16 protein-coding genes, 1 pseudogene and 1 riboswitch are annotated in these 18,935 nt (G+C 73.2%); of the genes and pseudogenes, 14 read left to right on the top strand and 3 right to left on the bottom strand.

Features of this window, described 5'->3' with window-relative positions; genetic code table 11:
- Positions 1 to 136 precede the first annotated feature (136 nt).
- Positions 137 to 348, top strand: a riboswitch (cyclic di-AMP (ydaO/yuaA leader).
- A 3-nt stretch (positions 349 to 351) separates the two neighbouring features.
- Complete coding sequence (locus ABZX30_RS16825; RefSeq protein ID WP_355934121.1) at positions 352 to 825, top strand: C40 family peptidase; 474 nt, start codon at positions 352 to 354, stop codon at positions 823 to 825.
- A 141-nt stretch (positions 826 to 966) separates the two neighbouring features.
- On the opposite strand, the gene ABZX30_RS16820 is transcribed toward ABZX30_RS16825, so the two are convergent.
- The gene (locus ABZX30_RS16820; RefSeq protein WP_355934119.1) at positions 967 to 1,425 is read right to left on the bottom strand and encodes an ATP-binding protein; all 459 of its coding nucleotides are present in this window, start codon (positions 1,423 to 1,425) and stop codon (positions 967 to 969) included.
- 223 nt (positions 1,426 to 1,648) lie between these two features.
- Between ABZX30_RS16820 and ABZX30_RS16815 the strand changes: the two genes are divergently transcribed.
- Positions 1,649 to 2,518, top strand: coding sequence for a helix-turn-helix transcriptional regulator (locus tag ABZX30_RS16815; protein WP_355934117.1), 870 nt, complete (start codon positions 1,649 to 1,651; stop codon positions 2,516 to 2,518).
- 9 nt (positions 2,519 to 2,527) lie between these two features.
- Positions 2,528 to 2,752 carry a DUF397 domain-containing protein gene (locus ABZX30_RS16810; protein WP_355934116.1) on the top strand — a complete coding sequence of 75 codons (225 nt, stop codon included), beginning with the start codon at positions 2,528 to 2,530 and terminating at the stop codon, positions 2,750 to 2,752.
- A gap of 114 nt (positions 2,753 to 2,866) precedes the next feature.
- On the opposite strand, the gene ABZX30_RS16805 is transcribed toward ABZX30_RS16810, so the two are convergent.
- Entirely contained in the window at positions 2,867 to 3,994 is a 1,128-nt protein-coding gene (locus tag ABZX30_RS16805; protein WP_355934114.1) for an 8-amino-7-oxononanoate synthase, read from the bottom strand.
- 148 nt (positions 3,995 to 4,142) lie between these two features.
- On the opposite strand from ABZX30_RS16805, the gene bioB reads away from it, so the two are divergent.
- The 3 genes from bioB to bioD are packed head-to-tail and all read left to right on the top strand — an operon-like array spanning position 4,143 to position 7,366.
- The gene (gene bioB / locus ABZX30_RS16800; RefSeq protein ID WP_355934112.1) at positions 4,143 to 5,366 is read left to right on the top strand and encodes a biotin synthase BioB; all 1,224 of its coding nucleotides are present in this window, start codon (positions 4,143 to 4,145) and stop codon (positions 5,364 to 5,366) included.
- Positions 5,359 to 6,648 (top strand): adenosylmethionine--8-amino-7-oxononanoate transaminase, encoded by a 1,290-nt coding sequence (locus ABZX30_RS16795; protein WP_355934111.1) that lies wholly within the window; start codon positions 5,359 to 5,361, stop codon positions 6,646 to 6,648. Before bioB ends, ABZX30_RS16795 begins: the two co-directional genes overlap by 8 nt.
- A 1-nt stretch (position 6,649) precedes the next feature.
- On the top strand, positions 6,650 to 7,366 hold the full coding sequence (gene bioD / locus ABZX30_RS16790) for a dethiobiotin synthase (protein WP_355934109.1): 717 nt from the start codon (positions 6,650 to 6,652) through the stop codon (positions 7,364 to 7,366).
- A 9-nt stretch (positions 7,367 to 7,375) separates the two neighbouring features.
- Here the strand turns inward: bioD and ABZX30_RS16785 are convergent, their stop codons facing one another.
- Positions 7,376 to 9,844 carry a LuxR C-terminal-related transcriptional regulator gene (locus ABZX30_RS16785; protein ID WP_355934225.1) on the bottom strand — a complete coding sequence of 823 codons (2,469 nt, stop codon included), beginning with the start codon at positions 9,842 to 9,844 and terminating at the stop codon, positions 7,376 to 7,378.
- A 118-nt stretch (positions 9,845 to 9,962) separates the two neighbouring features.
- Between ABZX30_RS16785 and ABZX30_RS16780 the strand changes: the two genes are divergently transcribed.
- The 8 genes and pseudogenes from ABZX30_RS16780 (at position 9,963) to ABZX30_RS16745 (ending at position 18,747) form a co-directional block, all read left to right on the top strand.
- The gene (locus ABZX30_RS16780; protein WP_355934108.1) at positions 9,963 to 10,649 is read left to right on the top strand and encodes a triacylglycerol lipase; all 687 of its coding nucleotides are present in this window, start codon (positions 9,963 to 9,965) and stop codon (positions 10,647 to 10,649) included.
- Between the two features lie 68 nt (positions 10,650 to 10,717).
- A complete protein-coding gene (locus ABZX30_RS16775; RefSeq protein WP_355934106.1) occupies positions 10,718 to 11,401 on the top strand; it encodes a class I SAM-dependent methyltransferase in 684 nt (227 codons plus the stop codon).
- A gap of 169 nt (positions 11,402 to 11,570) precedes the next feature.
- Positions 11,571 to 12,383 (top strand): ABC transporter ATP-binding protein, encoded by an 813-nt coding sequence (locus ABZX30_RS16770; RefSeq protein WP_355934104.1) that lies wholly within the window; start codon positions 11,571 to 11,573, stop codon positions 12,381 to 12,383.
- 4 nt (positions 12,384 to 12,387) lie between these two features.
- Entirely contained in the window at positions 12,388 to 14,952 is a 2,565-nt protein-coding gene (locus ABZX30_RS16765) for an ABC transporter permease (protein WP_355934102.1), read from the top strand.
- Between the two features lie 84 nt (positions 14,953 to 15,036).
- Positions 15,037 to 15,813, top strand: a pseudogene (locus ABZX30_RS16760) (TIGR03621 family F420-dependent LLM class oxidoreductase); the annotation flags it as partial.
- A 7-nt stretch (positions 15,814 to 15,820) separates the two neighbouring features.
- The gene (locus ABZX30_RS16755) at positions 15,821 to 16,249 is read left to right on the top strand and encodes a GNAT family N-acetyltransferase (RefSeq protein WP_355934100.1); all 429 of its coding nucleotides are present in this window, start codon (positions 15,821 to 15,823) and stop codon (positions 16,247 to 16,249) included.
- 156 nt (positions 16,250 to 16,405) lie between these two features.
- Positions 16,406 to 17,737, top strand: a complete 1,332-nt coding sequence (locus tag ABZX30_RS16750; protein WP_355934098.1) for a hemolysin family protein — start codon at positions 16,406 to 16,408, stop codon at positions 17,735 to 17,737.
- Entirely contained in the window at positions 17,734 to 18,747 is a 1,014-nt protein-coding gene (locus tag ABZX30_RS16745) for a hemolysin family protein (protein WP_355934096.1), read from the top strand. The genes ABZX30_RS16750 and ABZX30_RS16745 overlap by 4 nt, the downstream gene beginning before the upstream one ends.
- Positions 18,748 to 18,935: the final 188 nt, after the last annotated feature.

The raw sequence follows: 18,935 nt of genomic DNA, 5'->3' as shown, positions 1-18,935 counted from the left end.
CTCGAGAACAGACCTGTCCACCCAAACGGGTGAGTGGTGAGTAACACCACAAATCCCCGGTTCCGTTGGGATTTTCAGACAGGTGTGGGCGAAGATCCCTGTCTGACGACAAGCCCCCGCCACCATGGCGGGGCGATCCGGGCGGACGCCGAGTCCTGCCGCCGCCCGGATGACCGGTCGACAGGAGTGGATCGGCAGGAGTGGAGGACCCAGGCAAGACGGGTCGCCGGAGCGGACATCTGTTCGCCTCCGAGCAGCCCTTGGGGTGAAGCCGCGGCAACGCGGCCGGGCAACTTCGCCAGCCCGAATCCGACAGGTCATCCTTCACAGGCGGCTGACGAAGGGTTGCGCATGACTGCGCTCAATCGTGTCCCGTCGCTCATGGCCCGGGCCGGCACCGCCTCGGCCTTCGCCATCGCCGCCGTGGGCGGCTCCATCGTGGTCCCGGGCGTCGCCTCCGACGCCGCGGCCGCGACTCCGGCGACCAAGGCGCTCCAGATCGCGGCGTCCAAGAAGGGCGCTCCGTACAGGTGGGGCGCCACCGGTCCGCGCAGGTTCGACTGCTCCGGACTCACGCTGTACTCGTTCAAGAAGGCGGGCAAGAGCCTGCCCCGGACGGCCGCCCAGCAGTACAACAAGACCCACCACGTCTCGGCCAGGAACCGCAAGGCCGGAGACCTGGTCTTCTTCCATTCGGGGTCGAACGTCTACCACGTCGGCATCTACGCCGGAAAGGGGAAGATCTGGCACGCCCCCAAGACAGGTGACGTGGTGAAGCTGCAGAAGATCTGGACGAAGAGCGTCTGGTACGGCCGGGTCAGCTGACCGGCCGTCACGGCTCGCACGGCTTTCGGGGACAGGGCCACACCCGAAGGCCGCGCGAGCCGTTCCAGGCCCGGACACAGCCCCGGACGGGCCTGTGGAGGCCCGGCGAGGTCGTGGAGGACCGGCGAGATCCTAGGTCTCCTAGGTCTCCTGTCGGCCCGCTGCCGCGACCGGTCGTTCCGGTCGCGCCCACGGCAGCTCGATGAGCACGGTCTTGCCTCCCTCGCGGGTGCGCCGCACCCGCAGCCTGCCGCCGGACTCGGCGGTCAGCCAGCGGATGATGACCATGCCGCGGCCGTTGTCCTGCTGCACGGCGGCGGGAAGTCTCCTCGGGAGCTGGGGATGGCTGTCGGTGACGCCGATGTGCAGGTGTTCGTCACGGTCGAGCGCGAGCTCCACCGTGAAGGTGGGTGACTGCCCGAAGGTGTGCTGCACGGCGTTGGTGGCGAGCTCGGAGACGATGAGCCGGACGGTGTCGGCCACCTCGGTGTCCGGTGGAAGGCCCCACTCCGCGAGGGTCGCCACGACATAGGTGCGGGCGGCGCGGACCGAGGCGGGATCGCTCGGCAGAGTGACGGATGCTTCCAGGTGGTCTGCCATGGCGACGTCGTCCCTTTCCCACGGGACCGGAGTCCGACACGAAGCGGATGGTTCGAGTACGGTCCCGGACTGGTGCTTCATCGCCAGACTGCCATCAGCACGCCGGTCAGCGGGTGGGATCCACCAAGATATGCATATATCTGTCGCTCGAAGCGGTGAACTCTGCGACGGCAGAGCGTATTCGGGCGGCGCGTAAGGAGTAATGGCGAGTAAGGAGTGGCCCATGCAGAACGGTCCCGCGGTGCGCCGCCGGAAACTGGGCGCCGAACTGCGCGCGCTGCGCACCGGTGCGGGGTTCACCAGTGGTGAGGCCGCCCGTCTGGTGGGCTGGCACCAGTCGAAGGTGAGCCGGATCGAGACGGGCGCCAGCGGAGTGAAACCGGCCGATGTGCGGTTACTCCTGGACGCCTACGGGGTGACGGACCGGCAACTGCGTGAGTTGCTGATGGTGCTGGCGGGATCGGACGAGGGCGGGGGCCGTCACCACTGGTGGCACGCCTACCGGGGGGTGCTGCCGCCCGCCTACCGTGACTTCATCAGCCTGGAGTCGCAGGCGAGCGCGATGCGCACTCTGGAGACATCGGTGGTCCCGGGGCTGCTGCAGACACCGGAGTACGCCCGCGCGGTCACCGGGGCGGCCGTGGGCGGGGGTGTCGACGACGCCGAGGAGCGGCTGGACACCCTGGTGGAGGTGCGGCTGGCCAGGCAGGACGTGCTGCGGTCGGATCCGCCGCTGAAGCTCAGCGCCGTCCTCGACGAGGCGGTGCTGCGGCGGGAGGTCGGCGGGCCGGACGTGATGGCACGGCAGCTTCAGCGGCTCGTCGAGGCGGCGCGCATGCCGCACGTACGCCTCCAGGTGTTGCCGTTCTCCGCCGGGGCGCATGTCGGCATCACCGGCCCTTTCGTTATCTTCTCATTTCCGCGCACTTCTGATCTGGATGTGGTTGTTCTCGACCACTTGACGAGTAGCCTCTACCTCGAGCGGAAAGAAGACCTCCGGGCCTACTCAGAGGCCTTCAGCTCCCTTCAGATCCACGCCCTTTCCCCCGAGGACTCGTTGGATTACCTCGCCGGTATGAGTGACGGCGCGTAAGGAGGCACCATGTCTGCACTGCCTCGGAACGTACTTTCCAGCACCGAACTGCACGGTGTGCGGTGGCTGCGCAGCAGCTACAGCACCGGAGCGAACAACTGTGTGGAGACGGCGAGGCCGCGCTCCGGTCCCCGGACCGGGCTGCTCGCCGTGCGCGACTCCAAGGACCCGGCCGGCCCCGCGCTGCTCTTCTCCCCCGGGAGCTGGGCGGGGTTCCTCGCCGCCCTGCGATGACCCACTGATCGGATCAGGTTCCTTCTGATCCGATCGAGCCCCATCAAGCCCTATCAGCTTCGATCAGATCTGATCAGACTTCACCCAGGCGGTGCACGGCCGTGTCACGCCGACTCACGGTCGCGTCTCGCCGATGACTCGTACAGCGCGTTCGATCTCGGCCCCGGAGAGGTCCGCACGGGCCGTCAGCCTGAGCCGTGAGATGCCGTCGGGCACGGAAGGAGGACGGAAGCAGCCCACGGCCAGGCCTGCCGTCCGGCAGTCGGCCGCCCAGCGCACGGCCTCCTCCGGGGACGGGGCACGCACGGAGACGACCGCGGCGTCCGGGCGCACCGCCTCCAGCCCCGCGGCCGTCAGGCGTGCGTGCAGTTCGGCCGCCACCTCACGGGCCCGCGCCGCCCGTTCCGGCTCGCGGCGCAGCAGCCTGAGGGCCGCCAGGGCCGCGCCCGCCGCGGCGGGGGCGAGACCGGTGTCGAAAATGAACGTCCGTGCCGCGTTGACCAGGTGGTCGATCACCCGGGCCGGTCCGAGGACGGCACCGCCCTGGCTGCCCAGCGACTTGGACAGGGTGACCGTGACGACCACGTCCTCGGCACCGGCGAGCCCGGCCGCGCAGGGTGCTCCCCGGCCGCCGTCGCCCAGGACACCCAGGCCATGGGCGTCGTCCACGACCATCCCGGCACCGTGTTCCCGGCAGGCCTCGGCGAGCGCGGCCAGCGGCGCCGCGTCCCCGTCGACGGAGAACACCGTGTCGGAGACGACGACCGCGGCTCCCTCGTGCGTGTTCAGGGCTTTGCGGACCGCCTCCGGGTCGGCGTGCCCCACGACCTGGGTCGTGCCCCGGGCCAGCCGGCATCCGTCGATGAGGGACGCGTGGTTGCCCACGTCGGAGACGATCAGGGAGCCGTGCGGTCCGAGCGCGGTGACGGCCGCGAGATTGGCGGCGTAGCCGGAGGAGAACACCAGGGCCGCCTCGAAGCCGCAGAACGCGGCGAGCTCGTGTTCGAGCTCGGTGTGCAGCTCCGTGGTGCCGGTCACCAGCCGGGAACCGGTGGCGCCGCCGCCCCAGGTCCGGGCCGCCGCCGCGGCCCCCTCGGTGATCTCGGGATGACGGGCCAGGCCCAGGTAGTCGTTGCTGGCGAGGTCGAGGAGCGGTGAGCCGGCGGCCCGGGGCCTGAGGGTCCGTACCAGCCCGGCGCGGCGGCGCAGCTCCGCCTGGTCGTCGATCCAGCCGAACGCCATGGCTCCTCCGGGGATTTTGTAGGCAGTGGACAGACACTAGCCGGACGGCCGACCGCCCAGGATGTGGCAATACCCACACGAGCAACCAGCCTCCGTTGTGCAAACTCTCCTTGGCCCGGAGCGGTCACGTAGGACAGGATCGGACCTCATGGACCTGCTGAACACGCTGGTGGACAAGGGGCTTCGGCGCGAGCTGCCGACCCGCGAGGAAGCACTCGCCGTACTGGCCACCTCCGACGACGACGTACTCGATGTGGTGGCCGCGGCCGGCAAGGTGCGCCGGCACTGGTTCGGCCGGCGCGTGAAACTCAACTACCTGGTCAACCTCAAGTCCGGCTTGTGCCCGGAGGACTGCTCCTACTGCTCCCAGCGGCTCGGCTCCAAGGCCGACATCCTGAAGTACACCTGGCTCAAGCCCGACGACGCCTCCAGGGCGGCGGCCGCGGGCCTGGCCGGGGGTGCCAAGCGGGTCTGCCTGGTGGCCAGCGGGCGCGGTCCGACGGACCGGGACGTGGACCGGGTCTCCCAGACGATCAGGACGATCAAGGAGCAGAACGAGGACGTCGAGGTCTGCGCCTGCCTCGGCCTGCTCTCCGACGGCCAGGCCGAGCGGCTGCGGGACGCGGGCGCGGACGCGTACAACCACAACCTCAACACTTCCGAGGGCACGTACGCGGACATCACGACCACGCACACGTACGCCGACCGGGTGGACACGGTGCGCAAGGCGCACGCGGCCGGCCTGTCCGCCTGCTCCGGTCTGATCGCGGGCATGGGCGAGAGCGACGAGGACCTGGTCGACGTGGTCTTCTCGCTGCGCGAGCTGGACCCTGACTCCGTTCCGGTGAACTTCCTGATCCCGATGGAGGGCACCCCGCTCGCCAAGGACTGGCACCTCACCCCGCAGCGCTGCCTGCGCATCCTGGCGATGGTCCGGTTCGTCTGCCCGGACGTCGAGGTGCGCATCGCGGGCGGCCGTGAGGTGCATCTGCGCACCCTGCAGCCGCTGGCCCTGCACCTGGCCAACTCCATCTTCCTCGGCGACTACCTGACCAGTGAGGGCCAGGCGGGCAAGGCCGACCTGGAGATGATCGCGGACGCCGGGTTCGAGGTGGAGGGCGCCGGCCAGGTGACGCTGCCGGAGCACCGCGTGGCAGCCGGGGGCGGCTGCGGGTCGCACGGGGACGCGGCCGGCTGCGGATCGCACGACGCCGCGGGCTGCGGATCGCACGGGGACGCGGGCTGCGGGTCCCATGAGGGCGGCGGCGTCTGCGGTACCGCCGCGGCCGCCACGGTGGCGGGCGAGCCCCGCACCGACCTCGTCGCCGTCCGCCGCCGGGGTGCCGGAACGGACCTCGCGCCCAATGCCTGACCAGCCCGGGCCGGGCGTGCCGGAGCTGCTGGAACTGGACCGGCGGCACGTGTGGCATCCGTACGGCCCGATGCCCGGACGTACCGAGCCGCTGGTGGTGGAGTCGGCGAGCGGGGTCCGGCTCCGGCTCGCCGACGGCTCGGGCGAACTGGTCGACGGCATGTCCTCCTGGTGGTCGGCGATCCACGGCTACAACCACCCGGTCCTGAACGAGGCGGCGCGCGAGCAGCTGGGGCGGATGAGCCATGTGATGTTCGGCGGGCTCACCCACGAGCCCGCCGTACGCCTCGCGAAGCTCCTTGTCGACATGTCGCCGGAAGGGCTCGAGCACGTCTTCCTGGCCGACTCCGGCTCGGTGTCGGTCGAGGTCGCGGTCAAGATGTGCCTCCAGTACTGGCGTTCGCTCGGCCGCCCGGAGAAGCGGCGGCTGCTGACCTGGCGGGGCGGCTACCACGGCGACACCTGGCAGCCGATGTCCGTGTGCGACCCCGAGGGCGGGATGCACGAGCTGTGGAGCGGGGTGCTCCCGCGCCAGGTGTTCGCCGACGCGCCGCCGGCGGAGTACGACGACGCCTACGCCGGCCGGCTGCACGACCTGATCGAGCGGCACGCCGGTGAGCTGGCCGCCGTGATCGTGGAGCCGGTGGTGCAGGGCGCGGGTGGGATGCGGTTCCACTCCCCCGCGTATCTGCGCACCCTGCGCGAGGCGTGCGACGCGCACGACGTGCTGCTGGTGTTCGACGAGATCGCGACCGGCTTCGGGCGCACCGGCGCGCTGTTCGCGGCGGAGCACGCGGCCGTGGCCCCGGACGTGATGTGCGTGGGCAAGGCCCTGACCGGCGGCTACCTGACGATGGCGGCCACGTTGTGCACCACGCGCGTGGCCGACGGCATCTCGCGGGGCGAGGTGCCGGTGCTGGCCCACGGGCCGACGTTCATGGGCAATCCGCTGGCCGCGGCCGTCGCCTGCGCCTCCATCGGAGTGCTGCTCGGGCAGGACTGGCTCGCGGAGGTCACGCGGATCGAGGCGGGCCTGCGCGACGGGCTCGCGCCGGCCGCGCGGCTGCCGGGAGTACGGGACGTCCGGGTCCTGGGCGCCATCGGGGTGGTACAGCTGGACCACGGGGTCGACATGGCGGCGGCCACCCGGGCCGCCGTGCGCGAGGGCGTCTGGCTGCGGCCCTTCCGCGACCTGATCTACACGATGCCGCCGTACGTCACCGCCGACGCGGACGTGGCGCGGATCACGCGTGCCGTGTGCGCGGCGGCACGGGAGGGATGAGATGCCGGTACTGGTGATCACGGGCACGGGCACGGAGGTCGGCAAGACGGTCACGACCGCCGCCGTCGCGGCCGCCGCGGTGGCGGCCGGGCGGTCGGTCGCCGTGCTGAAGGCCGCGCAGACGGGGGTACGGCCCGACGAGCGCGGGGACGCCGACGAGGTCGCGCGGCTCGCGGGAGACGTGGCGACGGCGGAGCTGGCGCGGTACCCGGAGCCGTTGGCCCCCGGTACGGCGGCCCGCCGGGCGGGCATGGCGCCCGTGCACCCGCACGAGGTGGCCGAGGCGGCCGCCAAGCTGGCCGCGGACCACGATCTGGTGCTGGTCGAGGGGGCGGGCGGGCTGCTCGTCCGGTTCGACGCGGCGGGCGGCACGCTCGCGGACGCGGCCCGGCTGCTGAAGGCACCGGTGCTGGTCGTCGCCTCGGCCGGTCTTGGCACGCTGAACACGACCGAGCTGACGGCGCGGGAACTGCGCTCGCGCGGGATCGAGTTGCCGGGTGTGGTGATCGGCAGCTGGCCCGAGTCCCCGGACCTGGCCTGCCGGTGCAACCTCGCCGATCTCCCGGAGGTGGCGGGAGTGCCGCTGCTGGGCGCGCTGCCCGCCGGGGCCGGCGCGCTGCCGCCCGCGGAGTTCCGCGCGGGGGCCCCGGGCTGGCTGGCGCCGCGACTGGAGGGGACGTGGGACGCGGAGGCGTTCCGGGTGCGCAACGCTCCCTGAGCGGGGCGGTCAACGGCTGCCCGGGGTGTCGTCGTCCCCGAGCAGCCGTACCAGCTCGATCCGCGACCGGATGTCCAGCCGGGCGAAGACCCCGCGCAGATGGTGGTCGATGGTGCGGGGGCTGAGCGCGAGGCGGTCGGCGATCTCGCGGTTGGTGGCGCCCTCGGCGGCCATGCGGGCGATCACCAGCTGCTGGGCCGTCAGCCGGGCGGTCGCGGGGCTTTGATCGGTGGGTGACGGGGTCGACGGGGCGCCGAGGGCGCGGAGTTCCGCGCGGGCCCGGGCCGCGCAGTGCGGGGCGCCGAAGGACTCGAACGCCTCCAGGGCGCTGTGCAGCCGGTCGCGGGCCTCGCTCCGGCGGCGCAGCCGGCGCAGCGCGCTGCCGAACAGCAGCTCCGTGCGGGCCCGTTCGTACTCCCGGGTGCCGCGGGCGTGCAGGTCGAGTGCGGTGCGGTAGTGGCCGACGGCCTCGGCCGCGGGGGCGAGCAGCGCTCGGCAACGGGCGCTGAGTGCCAGGTCGTCGGGGCTGCGGACGGCGCTCGCCCAGCGGTGGTAGTCGGCGTGGGCGGCGCGCGCGACCCGGGTGTCGCCGCTGCGGACGGCGGCCTCCACGTAGTGGGGGGTGGCCAGGTGCCGGATGGCACGGTGGCCATGGCCGGGGCCGAACCCGGCGAGGGCGCGCAGCCGGGCCGCCGCGGCGGGGAAACGGCCGCCCGTCAGGTCGAGGAAGGCGAGCGCCCACTGGGCGAGGGCGGCGGGCAGGCCCAGGCCACGCGCCAGGGCATGGGCGCGGGCGGCCCGGGCGTGCTCGTGGCAGGCACTCTCGTCGCCGGTGACCGCCGCGAACATGGCCAGGGCGGCCCGCAGGTGGCAGGCGCCGTTGTCCTGCCCGGTGGCGTACGCGAGTTCCAGCGCCTCCCGGGCGGCGGCCTCGGCGGCGTGGGTGCGGCCGGTCCAGAAGTCGGCGTAGGCCCGGAACTCCATGGCCTGCGCGACGGTCGCGAGGGCGCCCCGGGCCCGGGCCGTGGTGGCCGCCCGGAGGGTGGCGGTGGCGGCGCGGGAGTGGTCGCCGAGCATCAGGGCGGTCATGCCGGCGTGGATCAGCAGGGTGGGGTCACCGCCGGGCCCGCACCGTCCGGCGGTCCGCCTGAGCAGGTCCCGGGCGTCCTCGTAGCGTCCCTCCACCGCCGCGGCCAGCCCGCCGAGCGCGCCGGGCGGCGGCACGCCCAGCCAGTGGGCGACCAGGAACACCTCCCGGCACCGGCGCAGGTCCCCGGTGTAGACGGCGGCCTCCGTGGCCAGCGCCAGCAACTCCACGGCCTGGCCCCCACCGCCCTCCCGACGCCCGTCCCCGCCCACGGCGCGCACGCTGCCGCGCCGCACCGGTGAGGAGGCGGTGCTCCGCCCGGCCACCGTGCGCGCGCCGCCGCCCCGCGCCGAGACCGCCTCGACTCCGTCCCCGCCGGGGCGGCCTGAGCCACCACCCGGGCCGGGGCCCCTGGAGCCTCCGCCCCCGGACAAGGCTTCCGCACCACCACCGCCGCCACCCGACGTCTTCGCACCACCACCGCCCCCACCCTCCCGGGCCACGGGGTCCGCCCGGCCCTCGTCCTCCGTTCTCCCGGACCGGATCGCCGCCGCCAGCAGGGCGTCGAAGGCCTCCGCCGCGTTGCCGGCGCGCAGGGCGAAGACGCCGTTGAGGGCGGGGTCGTCCGTGCGGGCGGCCAGGGTGCGGGCCCGGTCCGCGTCGCCGGTCCGCCAGGCGTCGGCGGCGGCGCCGGTCAGCAGCCGGGTCCGGGTGCCCGGGTCGGTGCAGAGGGCGGCGGCGCGTTCGGCCAGCGCACCGGCCAGGGCCGGGTCGCCGGCGGCCCGGGCCCGGTCGGCGGACGTGCGCAGTTCCGCGGCGAGGCGCGCACTGGGGCCGAGGGCGCCCGCGGCCCGGTGCCAGGAGCGGCGGGGTGCCTCGCCGGTGCCGCTCAGCACGCGGGCGAGCAGCCGGTGGGCTTCCCGCCGCTCCTGCGGGGACGCGGCCTCGTACGCGGCGATCCTCGTCCAGGTGTCGCGGAACTCCACTCCGTCGACGGCGGTATGGGCGACGCCCGCCACGTCGGCGGCCTCCAGCGGCCGGGTGTCGAGGCGGGCCGCGGCGACGGCGCGCAGGAAGGCGTGGGTGGCGACGGGATACTGGTCGGCCGCGGCGAGGAGGAGGAGCAGCCGGGTGTCGTCCGGCAGGGAGCGGATCTCCTGGCGGTGGGCGCGCAGCAGCCGGGGGGCGACGGCGGCGGGCCGCGTGGGCAGCGGGTCGAGGCCCGCGGCCTGTCGTTCGGTCAGGCGCGCGAGGAGCTCGGCGACGGCGCGCGGGTCGCCGTACGCGACGTGCCGCAGCCGTGCGCGGACGCCCTCCGCCGGGGCGGGAGCCGCGTCGGGGGGCGGGGGTGGCGAAGTGCGGGGCAGAGGTGGGGGGTTCACCGGCGGCACCACGCCATCGATGTTACTGGTGGGTCAGTTGATTCGTAAAGACTGGCGACTTCACCGATGCGGCGCGCGTAGACCCTTCCGGACACTCCTGGCAACCCCACCCGTTCCAGGAGGCTTCATGCAGCGCCACAAGCGTCGAATCGCCACGGCAGTATCGGCGGTGACCGCATCGTTCCTTCTGTCCCTCCCGCTCACCGCGGCCCCGGCCCACGCGGCGAGCCACGACCCGGTCGTGTTCGTGCACGGGCTCAGCGGCTCGGCGAGCGGCTGGGACGACTGGGTCGCGGACTTCGAGGCCGACGGCTACACGTCGTCCCAGCTGTTCGCGTGGTCGTACGACTGGACCCAGTCGAACGCCACCACCGCCCAGCAGCTGGCCACCGAGGTCACGTCCGTGCTGGCGAAGACCGGCGCCTCGAAGGTCGACCTGGTCGTCCACTCCATGGGCGCGCTGAGCGGCCGTTACTACCTCAAGAACCTCGGCGGGACGTCGTACGTCGACGACTTCGTGTCGGTCGCCGGGGTGAACCACGGCACCTCCGTCGCCTCCCTGTGCGGGTGGCTGTACACGTCCTGCAAGGAGATGAAGACGGGCAGTTCCTTCCTCACCGCCCTCAACTCCGGCGACGAGACACCCGGCAGCGTGTCGTACGCGAGTTACTGGTCGGACTGCGACGAGGCGATCGACCCGGACTCCTCGGCGCTGCTCAGCGGTGCGACCAACGTCGACGTCGGCTGCATCTCGCACACCGACATGAACAACGACCAGGGCGTGTACCAGAAGGTGCGCGACTTCATCTCCTAGGCGGAGGGTGCGACGGGCCCGTACGGGGGACGATCCCGGTACAGGCCCGTCCTGTCCGGGAGGTCGTCATGCGGCTGCGCTCCACCGGCTCCGGCAAGGTCGCACGGGGTCCCGTCCACCACCCGCTCTTCGCCCGCTGTTACGCCCGCGCCAGCACGTGCGCCGAGTCCAGGCTGGGGCTGGCCGGGGTGCGGGAGCGGATGCTCGCCGGGCTGTCCGGGCGGGTGATCGAGATCGGCGCGGGCAACGGTCTGAACTTCGCGCACTATCCGGGCGCGGTCGCGGAGGTCGTCGCGATCGAGCCCGAGCGCCTGCTCCGACAGCCGGCGGTGCGGGCGGCCCTGCGCGCCGAGGTGCCGGTGGACGTGGTGCCGGGCGCGGCGGAGGCGCTGCCGGTGAAGAGCGAGGCCTTCGACGCGGTCGTGCTGTCGCTGGTGCTGTGCAGCGTCCGGGACGTGCCGCGTGCGCTGGGCGAGGTGCGGCGGGTGCTGCGGCCCGGCGGTGAGGTGCGGTTCTTCGAGCACGGCCGGGGCGGCGGCCGGACGATGGCCCTCGCCCAGCGTGCCCTGGACGGGACCGTGTGGCCGGCGCTGAGCGGCGGCTGCCACCTGTCCCGCGAGCCGGTCGCGGCGCTGCGGGCGGCCGGGTTCGAACTCGGCCCCTACCGCGAGCTGCTGATGCCGGAGAAGGGACCGAGGCTGCCCCTGTCGTACTGCGTGCTGGGCACGGCCTGGCGGCCCGGAGAGCGGTGAGCGCCGGTTCTCCTCCCCCGGGTGGAGAGTGGCCCTTACACCGGTAGCGCGGGTGCGACCTGAGGCGGAGAGCGGCTCTGTCCCAGGGGGGATACCGGGTGTGCGACCGGTCACACTACGCTCGGCCGGGACGAGGAGTCACGACGTCCAGGCGAGCGAGGAGGCGGCCTTGTCCACATCTGCTGCGGAGCACGCGCCCGGCCGGGCGCCCGGCGAGGGGACCGCGGCCCGCGCCCGGGGGCTGACCAAGGCGTACGGCTCGGGCGAGACCGCCGTGCTCGCCCTGGACTCGGTGGACGTGGACATCGAACGGGGCCGGTTCACCGCGGTCATGGGGCCCTCGGGCTCCGGGAAGTCCACCCTGATGCACTGCCTGGCGGGCCTCGACACCGTGTCGGCCGGTCAGGTGTGGCTCGGCGGCACCGAGATCACGGGGCTGAGGGAGCGCGAGCTGACCCGGCTGCGGCGGGACCGGATCGGCTTCATGTTCCAGGCGTTCAACCTCATCCCGACGCTGAACGCGGCCGAGAACATCACCCTGCCGATGGACATCGCGGGCAAGAAGCCCGACGAGAAGTGGCTGGACCAGGTCATCGACACGCTGGGGCTGCGGGGACGGCTGGGGCACCGGCCCGCCCAGCTGTCCGGCGGGCAGCAGCAGCGCGTGGCCTGTGCCCGGGCGCTGGCCTCCCGGCCGGAGCTGATCTTCGCCGACGAGCCGACCGGCAACCTCGACTCACGGGCCGGACTGGAGGTCCTCGGGTTCCTTCGCGACGCGGTCGACGAGCTCGGCCAGACCGTGGTCATGGTGACCCACGACCCGGGCGCCGCCGCCCACTCCGACCTGGTGCTCTTCCTCGCCGACGGCCGGATCGTGGACGAGATGGCACGGCCCACGGCGGACGCGGTGCTCGAACGCATGAAGCTTTTCGACGTCACGCGCGGCACCTCCGACCGCGGCGCCGCCACCGAGGAGGCCTGACCAGGTGCTCAAGGCGACCCTGCGCAGCTTCCTCGCCCACAAGGGGCGGCTGCTGCTGTCCGCGCTGGCCGTCGTGCTGTCCGTGGCGTTCGTCGCGGGCAGTCTGATCTTCTCCGACACGGTCACCCGCACCTTCGACCGGCTCTTCGCCTCCACCTCCGCGGACGTGACGGTGCGGCCGAAGGAGGACCTCCGGTCGTCCGTGCCGACCGGCGCGGTCCGGACCGTGCCCGCCGCGCTCGCCTCCCGGGTCGCGAAGGTCGACGGGGTCCTGGCCACCCACGCGGAGGTGTCGGTGCAGAACATCGTGGTGGTCGACAGCCGGAACAAGTCCGTGGGCCCGACCACCGGCGCCCCGACCGTCGCCACCGACTGGTACCTCAGCCACCGCAGCCCGGTGAAGCTGACCTCCGGTCACGCCCCGCACGGCGCCGGCGAGGCGCTGCTGGACGCGGACACCGCCGGCAAGAAGCACGTCCGCATCGGCGACACGCTGACGGTGCAGGCGGCGCCCGGCAGCTTCCGGGTGCGGGTCGTCGGCATCGCCACCTTCACCACCACCAACCCGGGCGCGGCCCTGGTCTTCCTCGACCCCGCGGTCGCCGCCGAGGAACTCCTCGGCTCCCCCGGCCGGGCCACCAGCATCTCCGTGGACGCGGCGAAGGGCGTCAGCGACGCCGAGCTCAAGAGCCGGATCGGCCGGGCGGTCGGCAGCGGTCCGTACGAGCTGAAGACCGCCGGTGAACAGGCCAAGTCGGCCGCCGACACCCTCGGCGGCTTCCTCGACGTGATCAAGTACGTGATGCTCGGCTTCGCGGGGATCGCCGTCCTGGTCGGGATCTTCCTGATCGTCAACACCTTCTCCATGCTGATCGCCCAGCGCACCCGCGAACTGGGCCTGCTGCGGGCGCTGGGCGCCGACCGGCGGCAGGTGCGGCGGTCGGTGCTGACCGAGGCGGTGCTGCTCGGCCTGGTCGGCTCCACGCTGGGCCTCGCCGCCGGGATCGGGCTGGCGTTCGGGCTGATCCGGCTGATGAGCGCGTTCGGGATGAACCTGAAGGCGACGGAGATGGTCATCGGGTGGCCGACGCCCGTCTCGGCGTACGTCGTCGGCGTCGGCGTCACCTTCGTCGCGGCGTACCTGCCCGCCCGGCGCGCGGCGGGTGTCTCGCCGATGGCGGCGCTCGCGGACGCCGAGATCGCCGGGATCGGACGGCCGCTGAGGACGCGCGCGATCGCCGGTGGTGTCGTCGGGGCGGCCGGCGTGGCCGCGCTGGCGGGCTGCGCGGCGGCGACGAGGACGGCGTCGGCGGCCTCCCTGCTGGGTCTGGGCGTGGTCCTGACGCTGGTCGCCACGGTGATCGCCGGGCCGCTGCTGGTCCGGCCGGTGATCCGGGTCGTCGGTGGCGCGTTCCCGGCGCTGTTCGGCCCGGTCGGCCGGATGAGCCAGCGCAACGCCCTGCGCAACCCCCGCCGCACCGGCGCCACCGCGGCCGCGCTCATGGTGGGTCTGGCCCTGGTCGGCGGGATGTCGGTGGCCAGCGCCTCCATGTCCCGGTCGTTCGACCAGCGTATCGACACGACGCTGGGCGCCGACTTCACCGTCCAGAACGGCCGCTTCCTGCCCTTCACCAAGGAGATCACCGACAAGGTCCGCACCACCGAGGGCGTGCGTCTCGTCGTACGCCAGCGGTTCGTGCCGGTGGCGCTGCGGCTGCCGGACGGCAAGCGGGTCAAGACCAGCGCCGCCGGGTACGACGCGCGGCTGGACGACGTCGCCCACGTCTCCTACCGGGGCGGCGACAGCGCGGCGGCGCTGGCCGACGGGCACCTCGGCATGGACGTGGACTTCGCCGCGGACCACCACGTGCGCCTGGGCGGCACGGTCCCGGTGGAGTTCCCCGGCGGCCGGACCGCCGACATGACCGTCGGTGCCCTCACCGACCAGGGCGGCTCGGGTCTCGGCACGCAGGGCGGGCTGTTCTTCGGCATCGCCACGGCGGAGAAGTACGTGCCCGACGGGCAGGACGCGGCGCTGTACGTGGACAAGGCCGCGGGCACGAGCGCGGACCGGCTGCGCGCGCGACTGGAGCGGGCGCTCGAGCCGTACCCGCAGGTGCAGGTCCGTGACCAGGCCGATTACAAGAAACTGGTCCACGACCAGATAGCGGTGCTGCTCTACCTCGTGTACGCGCTGCTCGGGCTGGCGATCGTGATCGCGGTGCTCGGCGTGGTCAACACCCTGGCCCTGTCGGTCGTGGAGCGCACCCGGGAGATCGGCCTGCTGCGCGCCATCGGGCTGGCCCGGCGGCAGCTGCGCCGGATGATCCGGCTGGAGTCGGTGGTGATCGCGGTGTTCGGCGCGGTGCTGGGGCTCACCCTGGGCCTGGTGTGGGGCGTGTGCACCCAGCGGGTGCTGGCCCTGCAGGGCATGACCGCGCTGGCGATCCCGTGGGGCACGATCGTCGCGGTCGTGGCCGGTTCGGCGCTGGTGGGTGTGGTGGCGGCCCTGCTGCCGGCCTTGCGTGCATCGCGCATGAATGTGCTGGCGGCCATCGCGCACGAGTGATGGAATCGCGGCGACGGCTCAAGTCACCCGGTGCTGAGGAGAGTTCATGCCGCGTCCGTTCCGCTTCGGGGTCAACCTGCCGGGGCGACCGAGCGGCCGCGCCTGGGCACCTTCGTGCTCAACGCCGGCTTCTGGAACCCGGCGCTGCTGGCCCGCGAGGTGGCGACCACGGACGCGCTGACGGGCGGCCGTCTCGAACTCGGACTCGGCACCGGTTACGTGCGGGCGGAGCACGACACGGCCGACCTGCCCTTCGGGTCGCCGGGCGAGCGGGTGGACCACCTCGCGCACACGGTGGCGGAGCTGGAGCGGCTGCTCGACTCGGCGGAGCCGAGGCCCGCGCAGCCGCGGGTGCCGCTGCTGATCGGCGGCAACGGCGACCGGATGCTGCGGCTGACCGCCGAGCGGGCCGCCATCGCCGCGTTCACGGCCGCGCGGGTGGTCCCGGGGAGCACGACGGGCAGGATCGCGCCGCTCACCCCCGAGGAACTGGACGAGCGGGTGGCCCGGTACCGGGAGTTCGCGACGGGCCGCACGGAGCCCGCCGAGCTGAACCTGCTCGTGCAGACGGTGGCGGTCACCGAGGACCCCGAGGCGGTGATCGAGCCGCTGCTCGACCGCCAGCCGCAGCTGACCGCTCAGGAGGCGCTGGCGCTGCCGATCGTGCTGGTCGGCACCCTGCGGGAGATCGTGGGGCGGGTGCGGGCGCTGCGGGAACGGTACGGGTTCTCGTACCTGACCGTCCTGGAGCCGTACATGGCGGACTTCGCGCAGGTGATCGAGGAGCTGCGCGGCGCACAGCCGGCCGAGGGCCGTCCGCATGCTGGAATTCATCCGGCCGCCGGACCAGCAGTGGTGTGATGACCGCATGACTGATCTTCGGCTACGGCCCGCCGGGCCCGACGACCTCGACGCCGTGCTGGCCTTCTGGAAGACGGCCGCCGAGGGCGCCAGCATCAGCGACGACCGGGACGGTGTCGAACGGCTGGTGACCCGTGATCCCGAGGCGCTGATCCTCGCCGAGAAGGACGGGGAACTCGTCGGCACGGTGATCGCCGGCTTCGACGGCTGGCGCTGCCATCTGTACCGGCTGGCGGTCGATCCCCGGCGACGGCGGCAGGGCATCGGCTCGGCGCTGCTGGCCGCCGCCGAGGAGCGGTTCGTCCGGCTCGGCGGGCGGCGCGGGGACGCGATGGTGCTGGTCCGCAACGAGAGCGTGCACCACGCCTGGCGGGCCGCCGGGTACGCGCCCGAGGAGCACTGGCGGCGCTGGGTGAAGCCGTTCACCGCCGGCTGAGCGCACCCTCCACCGTTCTTTGCCCATCCTTTACCATGGGAGGATCACTCGTTCCTGCATGAAAGGTTGTGAGTCCACGCCCATGGGCGAGCCTCCTGGCCGGCGACACCGCGCGCCACTTCCTGCCCTGTACAACCATGGGAAGGAGGTGACCCGATGACCGAAGTGCTCCTCCTGCTGGTGGCGATCCTGCTCTCACTCGCATGCGGCGCCTTCGTCGCGGCCGAGTTCTCGCTGACCACGGTCGAGCGGGGCGAGCTGGAGCGGGCCGTCCAGCGCGGCGAGCGCGGTGCCGCCGGCGCCCTGAAGGCCGTACGGAACCTGACGTTCCAGCTCTCCGGGGCGCAACTCGGCATCACGGTCACCAACCTGGTGGTCGGCATGCTCGCCGAACCGTCCATCGCCAAGCTGCTCGCCGGTCCGCTGCGGGCACTGGGCCTCTCGGGGTCCGCCGCGAGCTCGGTCGGGCTGGTGGTCGGCACGGCCCTGTCCACGGTGTTCCTCATGGTCGTCGGCGAGCTGGTGCCCAAGAACTGGGCGATCTCGTCGCCGCTGGCCGTGGCGAAACGGGTCGGCAACGCGCAGCGCTGGTTCAGCGCCGCCTTCCGCCCCTTCATCACGCACCTGAACAACACGGCGAACCGTGTCGTGCGGCGCCTCGGCGTGGAGCCCGCCGAGGAGCTGGCCTCCGCGCGCGGGCCACAGGAGCTGGCGGCGCTGGCCCGGCACTCCGCCCGGGAGGGCGCGCTGGAGGCGGACACCGCCGAACTGTTCGTCCGCACCCTGAACCTCGCCGACCTCACCGCGGAGAACGTGATGACCCCCCGCGTCCAGGTCGTCGCGCTCGACGTCCAGGCCACCTGCCAGGACGTGGCGAACGCGACCAGGGCGACCGGGCTGTCCCGGTTCCCGGTCTACCGCGACAGCCTCGACTCGGTCGTCGGGAGCGCCCACATCAAGGACGTCCTGGCCGTCCCCGCCGAGCAGCGGATCCACCGCTCCGTCGGACAGGTGATGCGCGAACCCCTGTTGGTGCCCGAGTCGCTCACCGTCGACCGGCTGCTGGACCGGCTCTCCGGCAGGAACACCATGGCCGTGGTCATCGACGAGTACGGCGGTACCGCGGGCGTCGTCACCCTGGAGGACATCGTCGAGGAGGTCGTCGGCGAGGTACGGGACGAGCACGACCCGCACGAGACGCCCGACCTGGCCCCGGCCGGCGCCGACGAGCAGGGCCGCGCCCTGTACTCGGCGGACGGCGCCACCCGCACCGACCAGCTCGCCCGGGTGGGCCTGCGGCTGCCGGACGGGCCGTACGAGACGCTGGCCGGGCTGGTGGCGACGGAGCTGGGGCGGATACCTGAGAGCGGGGACCACGTCGAGGTCGCCGGATGGCGGCTCGACGTGGTGGACGACTCGGGTCACCGGGCCGCCCGGGTACTGCTGCACGCGCCGCTCGACGACGAACACCGGGAGGCCGTGCGATGACCGCCGTCCAATTGCTGATCGGACTGGCGACGCTGGTCGTCAACGCCTTCTTCGTGGGCGCCGAGTTCGCGCTGATCTCCGTGCGGCGCAGCCAGATCGAGCCGCACGCGGAGGCGGGCGACCGGCGGGCGAAGAGCGTGCTGTGGGGGCTGGAGCACGTCTCCGCGCTGCTGGCGGCGGCGCAGCTCGGCATCACGCTGTGCACGCTGGTCCTCGGTGTGGTCGCGGAACCGGCCATCGCGCACCTGCTGGAACCGGTGTTCCACGGCCTGGGCGTGTCCACGAGCGCGGGCCACGCCGTCTCCTTCGTGATCGCGCTGACCCTGGCCACGTATCTGCACATGCTGCTCGGCGAGATGGTGCCGAAGAACATCGCGCTCGCCGAGCCGGTGCGCAGCGCGCTGCTGCTCGGCCCGCCGCTGGTCGCGCTGTCGCGGACGCTGCGGCCGGTGATCTTCACGGTGAACGCCTTCGCGAACACGCTGCTGAAGCTGCTCAGGGTCGAGGCCAGGGACGAGGTCTCGGCCACCTTCTCCGACGCCGAACTCGCCGAGATCGTCAAGGACGCCGGCGAGGCCGGCCTGATCGACGACCGCGCGCAGGAGCGCCTGCACGACGCGCTGGAGCTGGGCAGCCGCCCGGTGCGGGACGTGGTGGTCCCGCTGGAACGGGTGGAGTACGCGCGCGTGGGCGTCACGCCCGAGCAGTTGGAGGCCCTGTCCGCCCGCTCGGGCTTCTCGCGCTTCCCCGTCGTGGACGAGGGGCGCCGGATCGTCGGCTATCTGCATGTGAAGGACGCGCTGGACGCCGCGCCACGGGACGTGCCGTTCCGCCTGCGCGACATGCGGTCCATCGCCCGGGTGCGCGAGAGCTCGCCGCTGGACGACGTCCTCACCGCCATGCGGAGCAGCCGTACGCACGTCGCGGCGGTACTCGGGGCCGACGGGCGGCTGGCCGGGCTGGTGACGATGGAGGACGTGCTCCGGCAGCTGTTCGGCCAGCCGGCGTGACCATGCCCTCCGGGCGGGCGGGGGGACGGTCACCTCGCGTACCGGAGGGAGCCGCGGAGACGGGCAACGGCCTGGGCGCCCGGCCGGCGGGTCCGTATGTCCGTCGGCCGCCGGTAGGGGGGGCGCCCCGGGGCCGCCGCCGGGGGCCCGCCCCCCCGCGGGGGGGGCGGGGGGGGGAGCCGACGCCC

The sequence above is a fragment of the Streptomyces sp. NPDC004542 genome, assembly GCF_040610035.1.
GTDB lineage: Bacteria > Actinomycetota > Actinomycetes > Streptomycetales > Streptomycetaceae > Streptomyces.
This window is presented reverse-complemented; position numbering and strand designations above follow the sequence as displayed.

Bases quoted from the DNA above. Each gene is read 5' to 3' on its own strand.
- bioB (WP_355934112.1), top strand. From the start codon at position 4,143: ATGGACCTGCTGAACACGCTGGTGGACAAGGGGCTTCGGCGCGAGCTG.
- ABZX30_RS16825 (WP_355934121.1), top strand. From the start codon at position 352: ATGACTGCGCTCAATCGTGTCCCGTCGCTCATGGCCCGGGCCGGCACC.
- ABZX30_RS16750 (WP_355934098.1), top strand. From the start codon at position 16,406: ATGACCGAAGTGCTCCTCCTGCTGGTGGCGATCCTGCTCTCACTCGCA.
- ABZX30_RS16815 (WP_355934117.1), top strand. From the start codon at position 1,649: ATGCAGAACGGTCCCGCGGTGCGCCGCCGGAAACTGGGCGCCGAACTG.
- ABZX30_RS16775 (WP_355934106.1), top strand. From the start codon at position 10,718: ATGCGGCTGCGCTCCACCGGCTCCGGCAAGGTCGCACGGGGTCCCGTC.
- ABZX30_RS16745 (WP_355934096.1), top strand. From the start codon at position 17,734: ATGACCGCCGTCCAATTGCTGATCGGACTGGCGACGCTGGTCGTCAAC.
- ABZX30_RS16755 (WP_355934100.1), top strand. From the start codon at position 15,821: ATGACTGATCTTCGGCTACGGCCCGCCGGGCCCGACGACCTCGACGCC.
- ABZX30_RS16820 (WP_355934119.1), bottom strand. From the start codon at position 1,425: ATGGCAGACCACCTGGAAGCATCCGTCACTCTGCCGAGCGATCCCGCC.
- bioD (WP_355934109.1), top strand. From the start codon at position 6,650: ATGCCGGTACTGGTGATCACGGGCACGGGCACGGAGGTCGGCAAGACG.
- ABZX30_RS16795 (WP_355934111.1), top strand. From the start codon at position 5,359: ATGCCTGACCAGCCCGGGCCGGGCGTGCCGGAGCTGCTGGAACTGGAC.
- ABZX30_RS16780 (WP_355934108.1), top strand. From the start codon at position 9,963: ATGCAGCGCCACAAGCGTCGAATCGCCACGGCAGTATCGGCGGTGACC.
- ABZX30_RS16810 (WP_355934116.1), top strand. From the start codon at position 2,528: ATGTCTGCACTGCCTCGGAACGTACTTTCCAGCACCGAACTGCACGGT.
- ABZX30_RS16805 (WP_355934114.1), bottom strand. From the start codon at position 3,994: ATGGCGTTCGGCTGGATCGACGACCAGGCGGAGCTGCGCCGCCGCGCC.